Here is a 13,694-nt window from a genome sequence, read left to right on the forward strand (position 1 = left end):
CCCCATCCAGTCCCCCATCCCGTCCCCATCCAGGAGCCTTCCGAATGCCCCGCATGCGCTGCGCCATCCTTGCATTGACCCTGGGCCTGCTGGCCGGTGGCCCGGCTGCGGCAGGCGTGGTGCAGCCTGTGCCTGACAGGCAGGCCAGCGAGAACAAGATGCCGGCCTATCCCAAGGAAGCCAGGCGGCTGGAGCAGGAAGGCAAGGTGGTGCTGCGGGTTCTGGTGGGCGCCAGCGGAAAGGCACTGGCCGTGGATGTGGCAGACAGCAGCGGCTATCCTCTGCTCGACCAGGAGGCGCTGGACGCCGTGCGGACGTGGCGCTTTGTTCCCGGCACGCGCGACGGCGTGCCGGACAGCATGTGGACGCGCGTGCCCGTCACCTTCCTGCTGAAATAGCGGCATGCCGGTGGTGGCAGGTTTGTACCCGGTGCGTGCCCTGCGCAGCGACACAAGGAGCATTCCATGAAGATCGTCATCACCAGCGTGCTCGTCGACGACCAGGACAAGGCCCTGGCCTTCTACCGCGACGTGCTCGGCTTCGTCCTCAAGCACGACATTCCCATGGGCGGCGATGCGCGCTGGCTCACCCTGACATCACCCGGCGATGCCGATGGCGTGGAGCTGCTGCTCGAACCCGACATGCACCCGGCCGCCAGGCCGTTCAAGACCGCCCTGCATGCCGACGGCGTGCCGGCCACCTTCTTCGGCGTGGACGACGTGCAGGCCGAGTACGAGCGCCTGAGCGCGGCCGGCGTGCGCTTCACCAGGCCGCCGACGCATCTGGGGCCGGTCACGATTGCGGTGTTCGACGACACCTGCGGCAATCTCATACAGATCAACCAGCGGCATTGAGGGATGATCACAGCTGTCAAGATTGCCTAAATAAAGACGATGAATGGAAATATTATTTCAATCGTTTGAAAAGCACTAACTAGCGGAAGAAGTATTTGATTGTGAATTATGCTTAATGATAATAAATCTAGCGACTCAAAGAAGTCTTTTCTCTCAAGTTTTCCGTTGTTGGCTAGTCTGGGTACTTTCTTAATTGCTGTAGCTACTGTGCTTTTGCACTTAATTGGCGATGTAGTACATAGAAAATATCTGAGTTTTTGGGGTATTAATCATGAATTATTTCCCAAAAAAGTAGATTGGATTTTAATAAATGGTTACTATGGTTTTGTAAATGGATTATTTGAAATTGTAAATGCCGTTTTCAATAATGCATTATATATAATTTCTTTTGCTTTGATTCTGGTTTTATATATTTATATTCTAGAAATGCCAATTCTGAGGTCGAAAAATGAAGCCCCAGCATGGCTTGAAGGTAAGCCAAATTGGGTTCGACGATTCATTAAGGCTGTGTTATTGAGTGTGTTGATTTCTACTATTTTTCCGTTGGTGTTTTTTCTCTTGACTTTATTTCTGGTTATTCCTGCAGCGGTTGCCGAATCTATAGGAAGAAATATTGCTGAGAAAGAACTGATTGAGTATAAAAAAGGATGCCAAAAGGCAAAATATATATGTGTGGAAATGAAAAGAGATGGAGGTGCAGAAGCTATTAGAGGATTTTTGCTTGACGTTTCACCATCGCATATTGCAATATTTTCCCCTGAATCAATGAGTAGCCACGTAATCCCTTTGATGGGCGCAACATTTGATGCTAAGCCGAAAAAATAGTGATCACAATAGGTGATTTTGCATAACGCCAATCAAGCCCTGCATAGGGCCGGCGTGCGCTTCACTAGGCCGCCCACCCACCTGGGGCCGGTCACGATTGCCGTGTTCGACGACACCTGCGGCAATCTCATACAGATCAACCAGCGGCATTGAGCGGGGCCTGCGGCCCCTGCGCGCTCAGTCCCTGGCGGTGGGCTTGTCGTGCCGGGGCGGATCGATGCGCTCGATGTTGCCCAGCAGCAGCGCGCGCCCCGCAAAGTTGCCGCCGGCGGTCTCCAGCGCAAAGCGCTCGGTATCGCGGCCGCGCACTTCGGCCTCCAGCGTCTGGGCCTCGTCCTCGGTGGCGCCCAGGGCCAGCACGGCATGGCGGCCCATGAGCAGGGCGGACTCGAAGCTCTCGCGCACGACATGGTCGGCATCCTTCTGGATGAGCTCCAGCGCGTGCTCGCGGTCATAGGCGCGCACGATGAGGCGGGCGTGCGGGCATTCGTGGCGCACGTTCTCCACGATGCGCGTGGCGGCGGCCTTGCTGTCCACGCAGACCAGGATGGCGCTGGCATGGCTGGCACCGGCCGCATGCAGGATGTCGGCGCGCGCGCCGTCGCCGAAGTAGACCTTGAAGCCGTAGGGCTCGGCGTTGCGGATCACGTCGGGGTCGTTGTCGATGATGGACAGCTTGGCGCCTCGGGCCAGCGGCCCCTGGCTGGCGATCTGGCCCACGCGGCCGAAGCCGATGACCAGCACGTTGCCGCGCAGGTCCTGCGGCGCCTCCACGCCGTCCAGCGACACGGCCTCGGCGCCTGCCAGGCGCTTGTGCAGCACCACCACCAGCGGCGTGATGGCCATGGACAGCACGACGATGGCCGTCATGTTGGCATGCACCTCGGGGTCGAGCACGCCGAGCTTGAGCGCCTCGGCAAACAGCACGAAGGCGAACTCCCCGCCCTGGGCCATGAGGATGGCGCGGTCCAGCGCATCGGCATGGCTGCTGCGCGCCACGCGGGCCACGGCGTAGATGCACAGCGCCTTGCCCAGCATCAGCGCCACCACGCCCATGCCCACGATGCGCCAGTTCAGCGCCACCACCTCCAGGTTCAGCGCCATGCCCACGCCCAGGAAGAACAGGCCCAGCAGCAGGCCGCGGAAGGGCTCCACATCGGCCTCGAGCTGGTGGCGGAACGAGGATTCGGACAGCAGCACGCCCGCCACGAAGGCGCCCATGGCCATGGACAGGCCGCCCATCTCCATCAGCAGGGCGGCGCCCAGCACCACCAGCAGCGCGGCAGCCGTCATCACCTCGCGCGCCTTGGCCTTGGCCAGGATGCGGAACAGCGGGTTCAGCAGCCACAGGCCCGCGCCCACCAGCGCGCCCAGCGACAGCAGGGCCACGCCCGCGCGTTGCCACAGGGGCGAGGTGGCCACGGGCGCCGCATCGGCAGGCGCCAGAAAGGCCACCACGGCCAGCAGCGGCACGATGAGCAGGTCCTCGAACAGCAGGATGGATACGATGCGCTGGCCGCGCGGCGCCAGGATGTCGCCACGCTCGGCCAGCACCTGCATGACGATGGCCGTGGAGGTCAGCACGAAGCCCGCGCCGCTCACGAAGGCCACCTGCCACGGAAAGCCGAAGGCCATGCCCACGCCCGTGAGCAGCAGCGCGCACACCACCACCTGCAGGCTGCCCAGCCCGAAGATCTGGCCGCGCAGATCCCACAGGTGCGAGGGCTTCATCTCCAGCCCGATGACGAAGAGAAACATCACCACGCCCAGCTCGGCCACGTGCAGGATGGTCTGCGCGTCCGTCACCAGGCCCAGCCCGTAGGGGCCTATGGCCAGGCCGGCGGCCAGGTAGCCGAGCACGGCGCCCAGGCCCAGCCGCTTGAACAGCGGCACGGCCACCACGGCGGCCCCCAGCAGCGTGACGATTCCTACGAGCTGGCTTGCATTGCCTTCAGCTGCCATGTTGTGTTTCCTTGGATGGGCGGTGTGCGATGGGCGCGCAGGATAGCAAAGGGACGTTGCAGCCCGCGTCTTGAAGGGATCGGCCCTGCTCGGATGCTGGGGCAAAAGGGTATTTACGCAGATTCTTTTGGAAACTACTATCTACAAAGTTTCACAATTTTCCGCCATGGGTCCGCGCCGCCGCAGCTCTTTTTGCGGCTTGGCCGGCCCCCGAGCTTGCCAGGAGCAAGGCGGGCACGAATCCCTTTTTGCCATCCCTCTTTGCCAGGCGAATCCGCACCCCAGCCTCGGCCCTGGGGCTGTCATCGACCTTTTGCTGAATCACAGGAACCATGAAACAACACGCATTGAACAGCCTTTTGCTGATGTGTCTTCCCCTGGGGCCCGCCCTGGCGGCAGATATCGTGATCACCCCGGCTCCGGGCAGCGGCGTGGTGATCAACTCTGGAGCCGGAGGTGCGGCACTGCGCGTGGGTCCCACGGGCGCGGTGGCCGTGCCTGGCCTCCCGGCCACGGCCCCGAGCCTGACCAGCCCCATCTGCCATGACGCGGCGGGCACGTTGGGACGCTGCGATCCCGCGTCCTTGGCGGGGGCGACCGGTGCAACGGGTGCAACGGGGGTAGCGGGAGCAACCGGCGCTGCAGGCCCTGCAGGGCAAGTCGGCCCCGCAGGGCCGGCAGGAGCGACAGGGCCCACCGGAGCCACGGGGGCTGATGGCGCTCCCGGTCCGGCAGGCCCCGCCGGCCCTTCGGGTGCGACGGGCGCAGCGGGAACCAGCCTGGCAGAGCAGGGCTTTTCCGCCAAGCTGCTTACGCTGACCGCTTCTGGCAATACCCCGCTGACAGGCTGGACGGTCAATGCGCCTTTCTATGCGGATACAGCGTTCGATGCAGTCAGCGGCAATTTCACAGTGCCCACGACAGGCACATACAAGATCGGCGGCGTGGTCAATTACTCGACGACAGCTGCTGTCTCGGTGTCCATGGGAGCTGGCGTCAATCCCGCATTCGAGGTGCGACGCAATGGCGGCGACGTTCTGGCGCAAGCCAAGCTACCCATCCTCAACGTCAATGTCGCCCTGGTTTTGTCCCTGCGCACCGTCCTGGGGAGCTCAGCCGTTCCCCTGGATGCCGAGGTGCAGCTCAATGCAGGCGATGTGGTGGGCCTGCACTACAACGCCAACGGCATGACCCTGGCCCTCAACGTGCAGGACACCAACTGGTCCATCCACCGCATCCGCTGAACGGCGGGGGCCCCGGCGAGCACCGCCGGGTAGAATCGCGCCCCCTCACCGCCCAGCGCCATGCCCCAGATCCTCGTCCACGACCTCCGCAAGACCTACCGCATCCATGAACGCGACCCCGGCGTGATGGGCGCGCTGCGCGCGCTGGTGCGCCCGCGCCATCGCACGGTGCAGGCGCTGGATGGCGTGTCGTTCGCGCTGGAGCGTGGCGAGCTGCTGGGCTTCATCGGCCCCAACGGCGCGGGCAAGTCCACCACCATCAAGATTCTGTCGGGCATCCTGCGGCCCGATGGCGGGCGCGTGGAGGTGGACGGGCGCGACCCCTTCGCCGACCGCCAGCGCCATGTGGGCCGCATCGGTGTGGTCTTCGGGCAGCGCTCGCAGCTGTGGTGGGACCTGCCCGTTGGCGACGGCTTCAACCTGCTGCGCGACCTGTACCGCGTCGATCCGCTGCGCTTTGCGCGCACCCGCGACGAGCTGGTGGCCATGCTGAGCCTGGAGCGGTTGCTGGACCAGCCCGTGCGCCAGCTGTCCCTGGGCCAGCGCATGCGCGCCGAGATCGCCGCGGCCCTGCTGCACGAGCCCGAGATCCTGTTCCTGGACGAGCCCACCATCGGCCTGGACGCACCCTCCAAGCTGGCCGTGCGCGAGTTCGTGCTGCGCGCCAACCGCGAGCGCGGCACCACGGTGCTGCTGACCACGCATGACATGCACGACATCGAGGCGCTGGCCCGGCGCGTCATCGTCATCGGCCATGGCCGCGTGCTGGCCGACTGCGCGGTCGATGCGCTGCGCGCCCAGGTGGCGGCGGCGCAGCGCGATGGCACGGGCGAGGGGCAGGACATGGCCATCGAGGCCGTGATCGCCCGCTTCTACGCCATGCATGGTGCCTCGGAGGTCTGAGCGCCATGGGACCGCGCCACCGCCTGCGACACCTGCTGCGCCCCTACAAGGCCGCCTTCGCCTCGCGCTTTCTGCTGATGCTGCAGTACCGCACGGCCGCCTACGCGGGCTTTGCCACGCAGTGCTGGTGGGGCGCCATCAAGACCATGGTGCTGGCGGCGTTCTACGGCAGCGCCTCGGCATCGGCCGGCGCGCCCATCTCGCTGGAGCACGCCATCACCTACACCTGGCTGGCACAGGGCCTGTTCGCGCTGCTGCCCTGGAGCGGCGACCCCGACGTGGCCCTGGCCGTGCGCACGGGCGCCGTTGCCTATGACCGGCTGCGGCCCGTGGATGCCTATGCGCTGTGGTTCGTGCGCTCGGCTGGCTGGATCGCCGCGCGCGTGCTGCCGCGCGTGGCGCTGATGGTGGCGTTTGCAGGGCTGGCCCTGCCGCTGATGGGGCTGGGCGCCTGGGGCTGGCAGCCGCCGGCCGGCTGGGCCGCAGGCCTGGGCTTTGCCGCCTCCATGCTGCTGGCGCTGCTGCTGTCCACGGCACTGGTCATGCTGCTGAATGTTGCCGCTGCCGCCGCGCTCAATGAAAAAGGCATCAACACGCTGGCCGCGCCCGTGGTCATCGTGCTGTCGGGCAATCTGCTGCCGCTGGCGCTGATGCCCGACGCCTGGCAGACCGCGCTGTTGCTGCAGCCGCTGGCCGGTGTGATGGACATCCCCGCGCGCATCTATTTCGGCCAGATGGCCGGTGCGCAGATGCTGGCCTGCCTGGCGCTGCAAGCCCTGTGGATTGCTGTGATCGTGGCCCTGGGCCGCGTGGCCATGGCGCGCACCATGCGCGGCCTCGAAGTGCAGGGCGGGTGAGCGCCATGGCCAAGCAAAAAGGATCGCTGTCCATGTTCCTGCGCCTGGCGCTGGCCTCGCTGGGCGGGCAGGCGCGCTACCCGGCCTCGGCGCTGATGCTGACCCTGGGCCAGTTCCTGGTCACGGGCATCGAGGTCATCGCCGTCTGGGCGCTGTTCCACCGGTTTGGCGAGGTGCAGGGCTGGCGCATCGGCGAAGTGGCCGTGTTCTATGGCCTGGTGAACTGCATGTTCGCCCTGGCCGATGCGCTGGGCCGGGGCTTCGACGTGCTGGGCACGCAGTTCCTGCGCACCGGCGCCTTCGACCGACTGCTGCTGCGCCCGCGCCCCGTGTGGCTGCAGCTCATGGGCCATGACGTGCGCATCAGCCGCCTGGGCCGCCTGCTGCAGGGCCTGCTGGTGCTGGGCTTTGCCACGGCCCAGGGCGCCGTGGCGTGGACGCCCCAGGCCGTGGCCGTGGCGCTGTTCGCCGTGGCGGGCGGCGTGGCGCTGTTCCTGGGCATCCTGGTGCTGCAGGGCGCGCTCTCGTTCTGGACCGTGGAAAGCCTGGAAGCCGCCAATGTGCTGAGCTACGGCAGCGTCGAGGCCGCCCAGTACCCGCTGGCCCTGTACGCGCAGTGGTTTCGCCGCCTGCTGACCTTCGCCGTGCCGCTGGCCTGCGTGGCCTATTACCCGGCGCTGGCCGTGCTGGGCAAGCCCGACCCGCTGGGCGCGCCGGCCTGGCTGGGCTGGGTCTCGCCGCTGGCCGGCTTTGCCTTCCTCTGGCTGGCCTCGGGCGCCTGGCGCATGGGAGTGAGGCATTACGCGTCCACGGGCAGTTGAAGCCGCCGCAGGCGCCGGTGCACCACAGGCTCTAGAGCGTGTTATGCACTTTTAAGTACCCGCGTTGGTTCTGCGCGCTGGTGATCGCAAGGCGCAGTGCGCCGCCAAGGCTCATGCCTTGGCAAGCGCTGCAACGCCGCGAGCGCCTGCACGCAGAGCCAACCCTTCGGGAAAGCCGGGAAAGTGCATAACACGCTCTAGACTGCGCGCTTGCCTTACTCCGGACACCAGACCATGACAGCAGATGAACGCTTCGCCCAGGCCGCCCTTGAGCTCGGCCACCGCTTCGATGGCGAGATCAAGATAGGCGGCAACTACAGCCCCGTCGTGCGCGACGGCCAGCAACTGTTCGTCAGCGGGCAGATTCCCCGCGTGGGCGATGAAGTGCTCTACGTGGGGACGGTCGGCGCCGGGATCGACCTGGCATCGGCCAGAACGGCCGCCGCCATCTGCGCCATGCGCGCCCTGGCCTTCGTGCAGCGCGCGGCCGGCTCGCTCGATGCCGTGCGCGCCGTTGCACGCATCACCGTCTATGTGCGCTCGGCGCCCGATTTCACCCAGCAAAGCGAGGTGGCCGATGGCGCCTCCGACCTCATCGCCCGGGTGCTGGGCCCCGTGGGTGCCCACACGCGCACTTCGGTGGGCGTGCTGCAGCTGCCCAAGGGCGCGGCCGTGGAGCTGGACCTGATCGCCCGCGTGGACTGATCGCGCTACCCCTATCCCTATTCCTATCTCTGGCCCGCTGGCGTTTCGTTGCGCGCCTTCCAGGCCCGCAGCGCCTGGCGGTACTCGTCCATGGCCAGGTCATAGCTGTCGAAGATGCAGGGGTCGCAGCCATTGCCGCAGCAGGCGTCCAGGTCGGGCTGCTCGGGCGGCTGGGGCATGGGGTCGGCGGAATCTGGAATCGGCGCGGTGGTCATGGGCTCGATTGTCTCGCGCTGCTTGTGGCGTTGTTTTGTACGGTTTTTGAGGAGGCAGGCCATGCAGGCTGGCGATCAGAGCAAACAGGATGAGATTGCGCAATTTCTCGCTGAAGAGGACGCCGCCGAACGCAGAAAGGCCGAGCCGCCGCCCGAGGAAGCCGTGCGGGATCTTGCCCTCTGGCGCTCGCCCCGGGCCGGAGCGCTGAACCCGACGCGGCAGGACAATCCGCTGTGGCACTGGATGGTGCGCACGCGCTGGAGCGCCTATGGCGCGAACGAACTTCTGCGTGGACCGTCGCCCTTTGCGCAAGGGCCCATGTGGTGCTTTGCCCGGTATGGCAAGAGCGAGACGGTGCTGGCCGATGGCCGGGTCGTGCACATCGGCGGCCAGCACGAAGACAGCTGCGATCCCGACTTCTTCATCTACAACGATGTCATCGTCATCGACGCGAATGGCGGCATCGCCATCCACGGCTACCCGGACGATGCCTTCCCTACCACCGATTTCCACAGCGCCACGCTGGTGGGTGACGCCATCTTCATCATTGGCGGCCTGGGCTACCGGCACCAGCGCATGCCGGGGATGACGCGGGTGTACAAGTTGCTGCTGGACAGCATGCGCATCGAGGCGGTTCCCACGCATGGCGAGGCGCCCGGCTGGATCTATCAGCATGAGGCCTGTCTGGCAGGCGATGGGAGAACCATCGTGGTGAGCGGCGGCGAGCGCTGGTTTGGCGAGCAATGCCTGACGCCCGAGAACATCGACGATTGGTCGCTGGACACAGTGACCGGCGAGTGGCGGCGATTGACCCGCAGGCCCTGGCAGCGTTGGGCCATGCGGCGTGCCGATGGCAAAGGCAACCGGCTCATGAGCATGCGGCTTGCGCATTCACTGCGCAAATACAAGCACCTGAATCTGCCAACGATCGAGGGCCTGGGTGACGCGCCTGACTTCGAGGCGCTGGACCTGCTCTACCGGATCGATGAGACGGTTGCCCCGCCGGTTCAGGAAGCGGTCGGGGGAATGTACGCCGTGGTGATGGACGGAGTGACGCTGCGCTTCAAGGAAGGCAACCTCCATGTGGAGGCCATCGTCGAGGGGGCGCTGGAGCCGGACAGGCTGCATGCGCTGCGACAGGCCACGCTGGCACTGCTGGCGCGCATTGAAGAGGCTCCGTGGGTGATGGAGGAGCTGCCGCGGGAGCCGGATACCGCGGGCTGACGGCACGCTTTCCGTCTGTTCAACTCAAACAGCGCGGCGCCGGGAAATCGATCACGCTGCGGATGATCTCGCGCATTTCCGTGATCAGGGGCCGGGCATCGTCGCGGCGCCATTGCACGGTGTAGGTCAGCGGGGCCAGCGCGCTGTGCTTTGCGGCCTCGGCGCTGCCGTCCAGCACGCGCAGGCGGCCGCGTTGCTGCAGGGCCAGGGCCCATTGCTCGGGCATGTAGGTGAAGCCCAGGCCGTCCACCACCATGCCCACCACGGCTCCCCAGCTGTTGCAGGAAAGGCGCCGCTCCACGGCCAGGCCGTGGCGGCCCAGCCAGTCGTCCAGCGTGCGCGTGGCCCCCGAGCCGGTGGGCAGGGCGATCAGCAGTTGCTCGCGCACCAGGCGCCGGGGCAGGCCGGTGCCGGCGCGGGCGATGAAGTCGTCGCTGGCGGCCCAGACAAAGCGCACCTGGGCGACCTGCTCGAAGGCCAGGCTGCTGCGCGAGGACGGCCCGGCAATGACCACGCAGTCCAGCTCGCCATCGACGATGCGCTGCTCCAGCACCTGGCCGATGTCGGTGTGGGGCTCCAGCTGCAGGTCGGGATGCAGCTCGGCCACCTTCTGCACCAGCCGGGGCAGCCAGGTCAGGCCGCTGAGCTCGCCAAACCCGATGCGGCAGCGGCCCTGCAGGCCCACGCTGCGGCCCGCCGCCTCGCGCAGCTGGGCGGCGCCGTGCAGCAGCTCGCGGATGCGCGGCAGCAGCTGCTCGCCCTGGGGCGTGAGTTCGGCGGCGCGGCCGCTGCGGTCGAACAGCTGCACGCCCAGCGAGGCCTCCAGCTCCGCAATGCGCTTGGACAGCGATGAGACCGACAGGTGCACGCGGTCGGCCGCCACGCTGAAGTTCAGGCAGGTGGCGGCCCAGTAGAAGGCTTCGAGCTGTTTGAGGGTCATGGCGACATTCTTCCAAAATCGAAATATCGATTCCTATTTATTTCGCTTTTCTTTGCAGGTCGGCCCTTCTACATTGGCCGGCAATGCCTGCCAACACCGTCCCCTCCACCACCGCTCCTGCAGCTGCTGCACCAGCCCCTGCCCGGCCGCCGCGCCGCCTGCGCCAGGTGCTGTCTCTCGATGATTTCGAGCGGCTGGCGCGGCGGCACCTGCCGCGCCCCATCCATGCCTACATCAGCGGGGCGGTGGAGGACAACGCCTCGCTGGCGGACAACCGCCGCGCCTTTGCCGAGCTGGCCTTCGTGCCGCGCGCGCTGGTGGGCGTGGCACAGCGCGACCCCTCCTTCGAGCTGTTCGGGCGCCGCTACGGCGCGCCGTTCGGCGTGGCGCCCATGGGCATTGCCGCGCTGTCGGCCTACCGGGGCGACCTGGTGCTGGCCCAGGCCGCACAGCAGGCGGGCGTGCCGGCCATCATGAGCGGCTCCTCGCTGATCCGGCTGGAGGATGTGATGGCGGCCGCGCCCCACACCTGGTTCCAGGCCTACCTGCCGGGCGACCAGGGCCAGATCGATGCGCTGCTGGACCGCGTGGCCGCCGCCGGCGTGCAGACCCTGGTGATCACAGTGGACACGCCCGTGGCCGCCAACCGCGAGAACAATGTGCGCGCCGGCTTTTCCACGCCGCTGCGGCCCGGGCCGGGCCTGGCCTGGCAGGGCATCAGCCACCCGCGCTGGCTGTTCGGCAGCTTTCTCAAGACCCTGTGGCGCCACGGCATGCCGCATTTCGAGAACAACTATGCGCACCGGGGCGCGCCCATCCTGTCGGCCAGCGTGATGCGCGATTTCTCGGACCGCTCCCATCTGGCCTGGCCGCATCTGGCCGCCATCCGCCAGCGCTGGCAGGGGCAGCTCGTGGTCAAGGGCATTCTTTCGGCCGCAGACGCCGTGCTGGCGCGCGATCACGGCGCCGACGGCCTCATCGTCTCCAACCACGGCGGGCGCCAGCTCGATGGCGCCGTGGCACCGCTGCGCGTGCTGCCCGGCATCGTGCGCGCCGTGCCCGGCCTGCCGGTGATGCTGGACAGCGGCGTGCGACGGGGCACCGACGTGCTCAAGGCCCTGGCCCTGGGCGCGCGCTGCGTGTTCGTGGGCCGGCCCTTCAACTACGCGGCCTCGGTGGCCGGGCCTGCGGGCGTGACCCACGCCATGGCCCTGCTGCGCGAGGAGGTGCTGCGCGACATGGCCATGCTGGGCGCCACGCGCCTGGACCACATCACGCCGGCCTGCGTGCGCCATGCGCAGGCCTGGGATGCGTTCTGAGCGGCAAGACAACAGTATCGACACAGACACAGACGGAGACACAGCAGTGAGCAAGATTCCCGGATTCCATATCCACGCCCGGCCCGAGGCCGCCCTTGGCGATGCGCTACTGCAGCGCTACCGCGGCTTTCCGGTCGCCAATGTCAGCGACGCCATGAGCCGCACCACGGGCACCTCGGCGCTGCGGCCCTTCCATCGCCGCCAGGGGCCGCTGTTGGGCCGTGCGCTGACCGTGCGCACGCGGCCCGGCGACAACCTCATGGTGCACCAGGCCATCGACATCTGCGGCCCCGGCGACGTGATCGTGGTGGACGCGGGCGGCGCCGGGCCCAACGCCATCATTGGCGAGATCATGCTGGCGCTGATGATGGCGCGCGGCGCGGCCGGCATCGTCATCGACGGGCTGATCCGCGACAGCGACACCATCGGCCAGCACGGCCTGCCCGTGTATGCGCGCGGCGTCTCGCACCGTGGCCCCTACAAGGACGGCCCCGGCGAGCTGCATGTGCCCGTGAGCATCGACGGCATGGTCGTCCACCCGGGCGACCTGGTGCTGGGCGATGGCGACGGCCTGCTGGCCGTGCCCGCCGCCGAGGCCGCCGCCATTGCCGACCGCGTGGAGGCCATACAGCGCGACGAGGCCGACGTGCTCGCCGCCATTGCCGCAGGCCGCGCCGACCGTTCCTGGGTGGCGCGCACGCTGGCCGCCAAGGGGGTGCTGTGATGGACCATCGCGTTGTCCGTTTCGACTACTGGCTGGATGCAGCCTTTGACCGCATCGTCTCGGCCGCGCCTGGCGTGCAACTGATCACCTGCCGGCGCGAGGGCGACGATGCCGCCGCCTGGCACGCCCTGGCCGGCGCCCAGGTCTACCAGATCACGGCCGCCAAGGACGAGCTGCCGCGCCACTGGTTCGCCACGGCGGACCTGCTGGCGCGCTGCCCCGATCTGCTGGCCGTGTCCTCTAGCGGGTCGGGCTGCGACACCATCGACATCGAGGCCTGCACGCGCGCCGGCGTGGCCGTGATGAACCAGTCGGGCGGCAATGCGGATTCGGTGGCCGAGATGGCCATCGGCCTGATGCTGTCCGTGCTGCGCCGCATCAACGAATCCGACCGCCTGCTGCGCGCCCCGGGCCGGGGCTTCAGCCGGGAAGACGTCATGGGCCACGAGCTGCGCGGCCGCACCCTGGGCCTGGTGGGCGTGGGAGAGGCCGGCAGCCGCGTCGCGGCCCTGGGCCGGGCCTTCGGCATGCAGGTGATCGGCTGCGACCCGGCCTACGACGCAGCCGGCCTGGCGGCGCGCGGGGCCGAGGCCGTCGGCTTCGACGAACTGCTGCAGCGCGCGGACATCGTCTCCCTGCACTGCCCGCGCGATGCCTCCACGCTGGGGCTCATGGACGCCGCTGCCTTTGCGGCCATGAAGCCGGGCGCCATCTTCGTGAGCACGGCGCGCGGCGGTATCCATGACGAGGCCGCCCTGCACGCCGCCCTGGCCCGTGGCCACCTGGCCGGCGCCGGGCTCGATGTCTGGGACCAGGAGCCGCCGCCCGCCTCCCATCCGCTGCTGGCCCTGCCCCAGGTGGTGGCCACCTTCCACACCGCCGGTGTCACGCACGAGGCCCGGCGCAACAACGCCGAGCTGGCCGCCACCCAGATCGTGCAGTTGCTGGCCGACGGCCAGCGGCCCGCGCGCCTGGTCAATCCCGAGGTCTGGCCGCATGCGCGCGAGCGCATCGCCAGGGCCTTGGACCCGTCCCGTTCCCTGTCCCGTTAGCCGCTTCCTTCACCATGACTAAAAAGCCTCTCAGACCACTGCAAGAGG

At 67.3% G+C, this 13,694-nt stretch carries 15 protein-coding genes and 1 pseudogene; 13 read left to right on the plus strand and 3 right to left on the minus strand.

All coding sequences use genetic code 11. From position 1 onward, the window contains the following. Positions 1-44 precede the first annotated feature (44 nt). From BW39_RS22300 to BW39_RS30595, 4 genes and pseudogenes are all read left to right on the plus strand, one after another. Entirely contained in the window at positions 45-398 is a 354-nt protein-coding gene (locus BW39_RS22300; protein ID WP_012207609.1) for an energy transducer TonB, read from the plus strand. A gap of 66 nt (positions 399-464) precedes the next feature. Next, positions 465-854, plus strand: a complete 390-nt coding sequence (locus tag BW39_RS22305) for a VOC family protein (RefSeq protein WP_012207608.1) — start codon at positions 465-467, stop codon at positions 852-854. A gap of 108 nt (positions 855-962) precedes the next feature. After that, positions 963-1,679, plus strand: a complete 717-nt coding sequence (locus tag BW39_RS31320; RefSeq protein WP_152547301.1) for a hypothetical protein — start codon at positions 963-965, stop codon at positions 1,677-1,679. 33 nt (positions 1,680-1,712) lie between these two features. Then, positions 1,713-1,832: pseudogene (locus tag BW39_RS30595) on the plus strand (VOC family protein); the annotation flags it as partial. Positions 1,833-1,856: 24 nt separating this feature from the next. Here the strand turns inward: BW39_RS30595 and BW39_RS22310 are convergent. After that, entirely contained in the window at positions 1,857-3,641 is a 1,785-nt protein-coding gene (locus BW39_RS22310) for a monovalent cation:proton antiporter-2 (CPA2) family protein (protein WP_043824352.1), read from the minus strand. Positions 3,642-3,988: 347 nt separating this feature from the next. On the opposite strand from BW39_RS22310, the gene BW39_RS30600 reads away from it, so the two are divergent. The 5 genes from BW39_RS30600 (at position 3,989) to BW39_RS22340 (ending at position 8,171) form a co-directional block, all read left to right on the plus strand. Then, complete coding sequence (locus BW39_RS30600; RefSeq protein ID WP_152547302.1) at positions 3,989-4,885, plus strand: hypothetical protein; 897 nt, start codon at positions 3,989-3,991, stop codon at positions 4,883-4,885. Between the two features lie 60 nt (positions 4,886-4,945). Then, on the plus strand, positions 4,946-5,788 hold the full coding sequence (locus BW39_RS22325; protein WP_043824356.1) for an ABC transporter ATP-binding protein: 843 nt from the start codon (positions 4,946-4,948) through the stop codon (positions 5,786-5,788). A gap of 5 nt (positions 5,789-5,793) precedes the next feature. Continuing rightward, a complete protein-coding gene (locus tag BW39_RS22330) occupies positions 5,794-6,645 on the plus strand; it encodes an ABC transporter permease (RefSeq protein WP_043824357.1) in 852 nt (283 codons plus the stop codon). Between the two features lie 5 nt (positions 6,646-6,650). Next, the gene (locus BW39_RS22335) at positions 6,651-7,466 is read left to right on the plus strand and encodes an ABC transporter permease (RefSeq protein ID WP_012207604.1); all 816 of its coding nucleotides are present in this window, start codon (positions 6,651-6,653) and stop codon (positions 7,464-7,466) included. 234 nt (positions 7,467-7,700) lie between these two features. Beyond that, positions 7,701-8,171, plus strand: coding sequence for a RidA family protein (locus BW39_RS22340; RefSeq protein WP_012207603.1), 471 nt, complete (start codon positions 7,701-7,703; stop codon positions 8,169-8,171). A gap of 23 nt (positions 8,172-8,194) precedes the next feature. Here BW39_RS22340 and BW39_RS22345 read toward each other — a convergent pair whose 3' ends face one another. Then, positions 8,195-8,386 (minus strand): oxidoreductase-like domain-containing protein, encoded by a 192-nt coding sequence (locus BW39_RS22345; protein WP_043824359.1) that lies wholly within the window; start codon positions 8,384-8,386, stop codon positions 8,195-8,197. Positions 8,387-8,447: 61 nt separating this feature from the next. On the opposite strand from BW39_RS22345, the gene BW39_RS22350 reads away from it, so the two are divergent. After that, on the plus strand, positions 8,448-9,611 hold the full coding sequence (locus BW39_RS22350; protein ID WP_043824361.1) for a hypothetical protein: 1,164 nt from the start codon (positions 8,448-8,450) through the stop codon (positions 9,609-9,611). Positions 9,612-9,630: 19 nt separating this feature from the next. Here BW39_RS22350 and BW39_RS22355 read toward each other — a convergent pair whose 3' ends face one another. Beyond that, entirely contained in the window at positions 9,631-10,551 is a 921-nt protein-coding gene (locus BW39_RS22355; RefSeq protein ID WP_016452669.1) for a LysR family transcriptional regulator, read from the minus strand. Positions 10,552-10,634: 83 nt separating this feature from the next. On the opposite strand from BW39_RS22355, the gene BW39_RS22360 reads away from it, so the two are divergent. The 3 genes from BW39_RS22360 to BW39_RS22370 are packed head-to-tail and all read left to right on the plus strand — an operon-like array spanning position 10,635 to position 13,646. Next, positions 10,635-11,870: an alpha-hydroxy acid oxidase gene (locus BW39_RS22360; protein ID WP_043824363.1), complete on the plus strand. Its 1,236-nt coding sequence runs from the start codon at positions 10,635-10,637 to the stop codon at positions 11,868-11,870. Positions 11,871-11,916: 46 nt separating this feature from the next. Further along, on the plus strand, positions 11,917-12,594 hold the full coding sequence (locus tag BW39_RS22365; protein WP_043824364.1) for an RraA family protein: 678 nt from the start codon (positions 11,917-11,919) through the stop codon (positions 12,592-12,594). After that, complete coding sequence (locus BW39_RS22370; RefSeq protein WP_043824366.1) at positions 12,594-13,646, plus strand: hydroxyacid dehydrogenase; 1,053 nt, start codon at positions 12,594-12,596, stop codon at positions 13,644-13,646. Before BW39_RS22365 ends, BW39_RS22370 begins: the two co-directional genes overlap by 1 nt. The last annotated feature ends 48 nt before the right edge of the window (positions 13,647-13,694 follow it).

Origin of the sequence: Delftia sp. RIT313 (genome assembly GCF_000632165.1) — a bacterium.
Taxonomy (GTDB): Bacteria; Pseudomonadota; Gammaproteobacteria; order Burkholderiales; family Burkholderiaceae_C; genus Comamonas; species Comamonas acidovorans.

Coding starts and splice junctions, on each gene's coding strand:
- BW39_RS22300 (WP_012207609.1), top strand. CDS start 45: ATGCCCCGCATGCGCTGCGCCATCCTTGCATTGACCCTGGGCCTGCTG.
- BW39_RS22305 (WP_012207608.1), top strand. CDS start 465: ATGAAGATCGTCATCACCAGCGTGCTCGTCGACGACCAGGACAAGGCC.
- BW39_RS31320 (WP_152547301.1), top strand. CDS start 963: ATGCTTAATGATAATAAATCTAGCGACTCAAAGAAGTCTTTTCTCTCA.
- BW39_RS22310 (WP_043824352.1), bottom strand. CDS start 3,641: ATGGCAGCTGAAGGCAATGCAAGCCAGCTCGTAGGAATCGTCACGCTG.
- BW39_RS22325 (WP_043824356.1), top strand. CDS start 4,946: ATGCCCCAGATCCTCGTCCACGACCTCCGCAAGACCTACCGCATCCAT.
- BW39_RS22330 (WP_043824357.1), top strand. CDS start 5,794: ATGGGACCGCGCCACCGCCTGCGACACCTGCTGCGCCCCTACAAGGCC.
- BW39_RS22335 (WP_012207604.1), top strand. CDS start 6,651: ATGGCCAAGCAAAAAGGATCGCTGTCCATGTTCCTGCGCCTGGCGCTG.
- BW39_RS22340 (WP_012207603.1), top strand. CDS start 7,701: ATGACAGCAGATGAACGCTTCGCCCAGGCCGCCCTTGAGCTCGGCCAC.
- BW39_RS22345 (WP_043824359.1), bottom strand. CDS start 8,386: ATGACCACCGCGCCGATTCCAGATTCCGCCGACCCCATGCCCCAGCCG.
- BW39_RS22350 (WP_043824361.1), top strand. CDS start 8,448: ATGCAGGCTGGCGATCAGAGCAAACAGGATGAGATTGCGCAATTTCTC.
- BW39_RS22355 (WP_016452669.1), bottom strand. CDS start 10,551: ATGACCCTCAAACAGCTCGAAGCCTTCTACTGGGCCGCCACCTGCCTG.
- BW39_RS22360 (WP_043824363.1), top strand. CDS start 10,635: ATGCCTGCCAACACCGTCCCCTCCACCACCGCTCCTGCAGCTGCTGCA.
- BW39_RS22370 (WP_043824366.1), top strand. CDS start 12,594: ATGGACCATCGCGTTGTCCGTTTCGACTACTGGCTGGATGCAGCCTTT.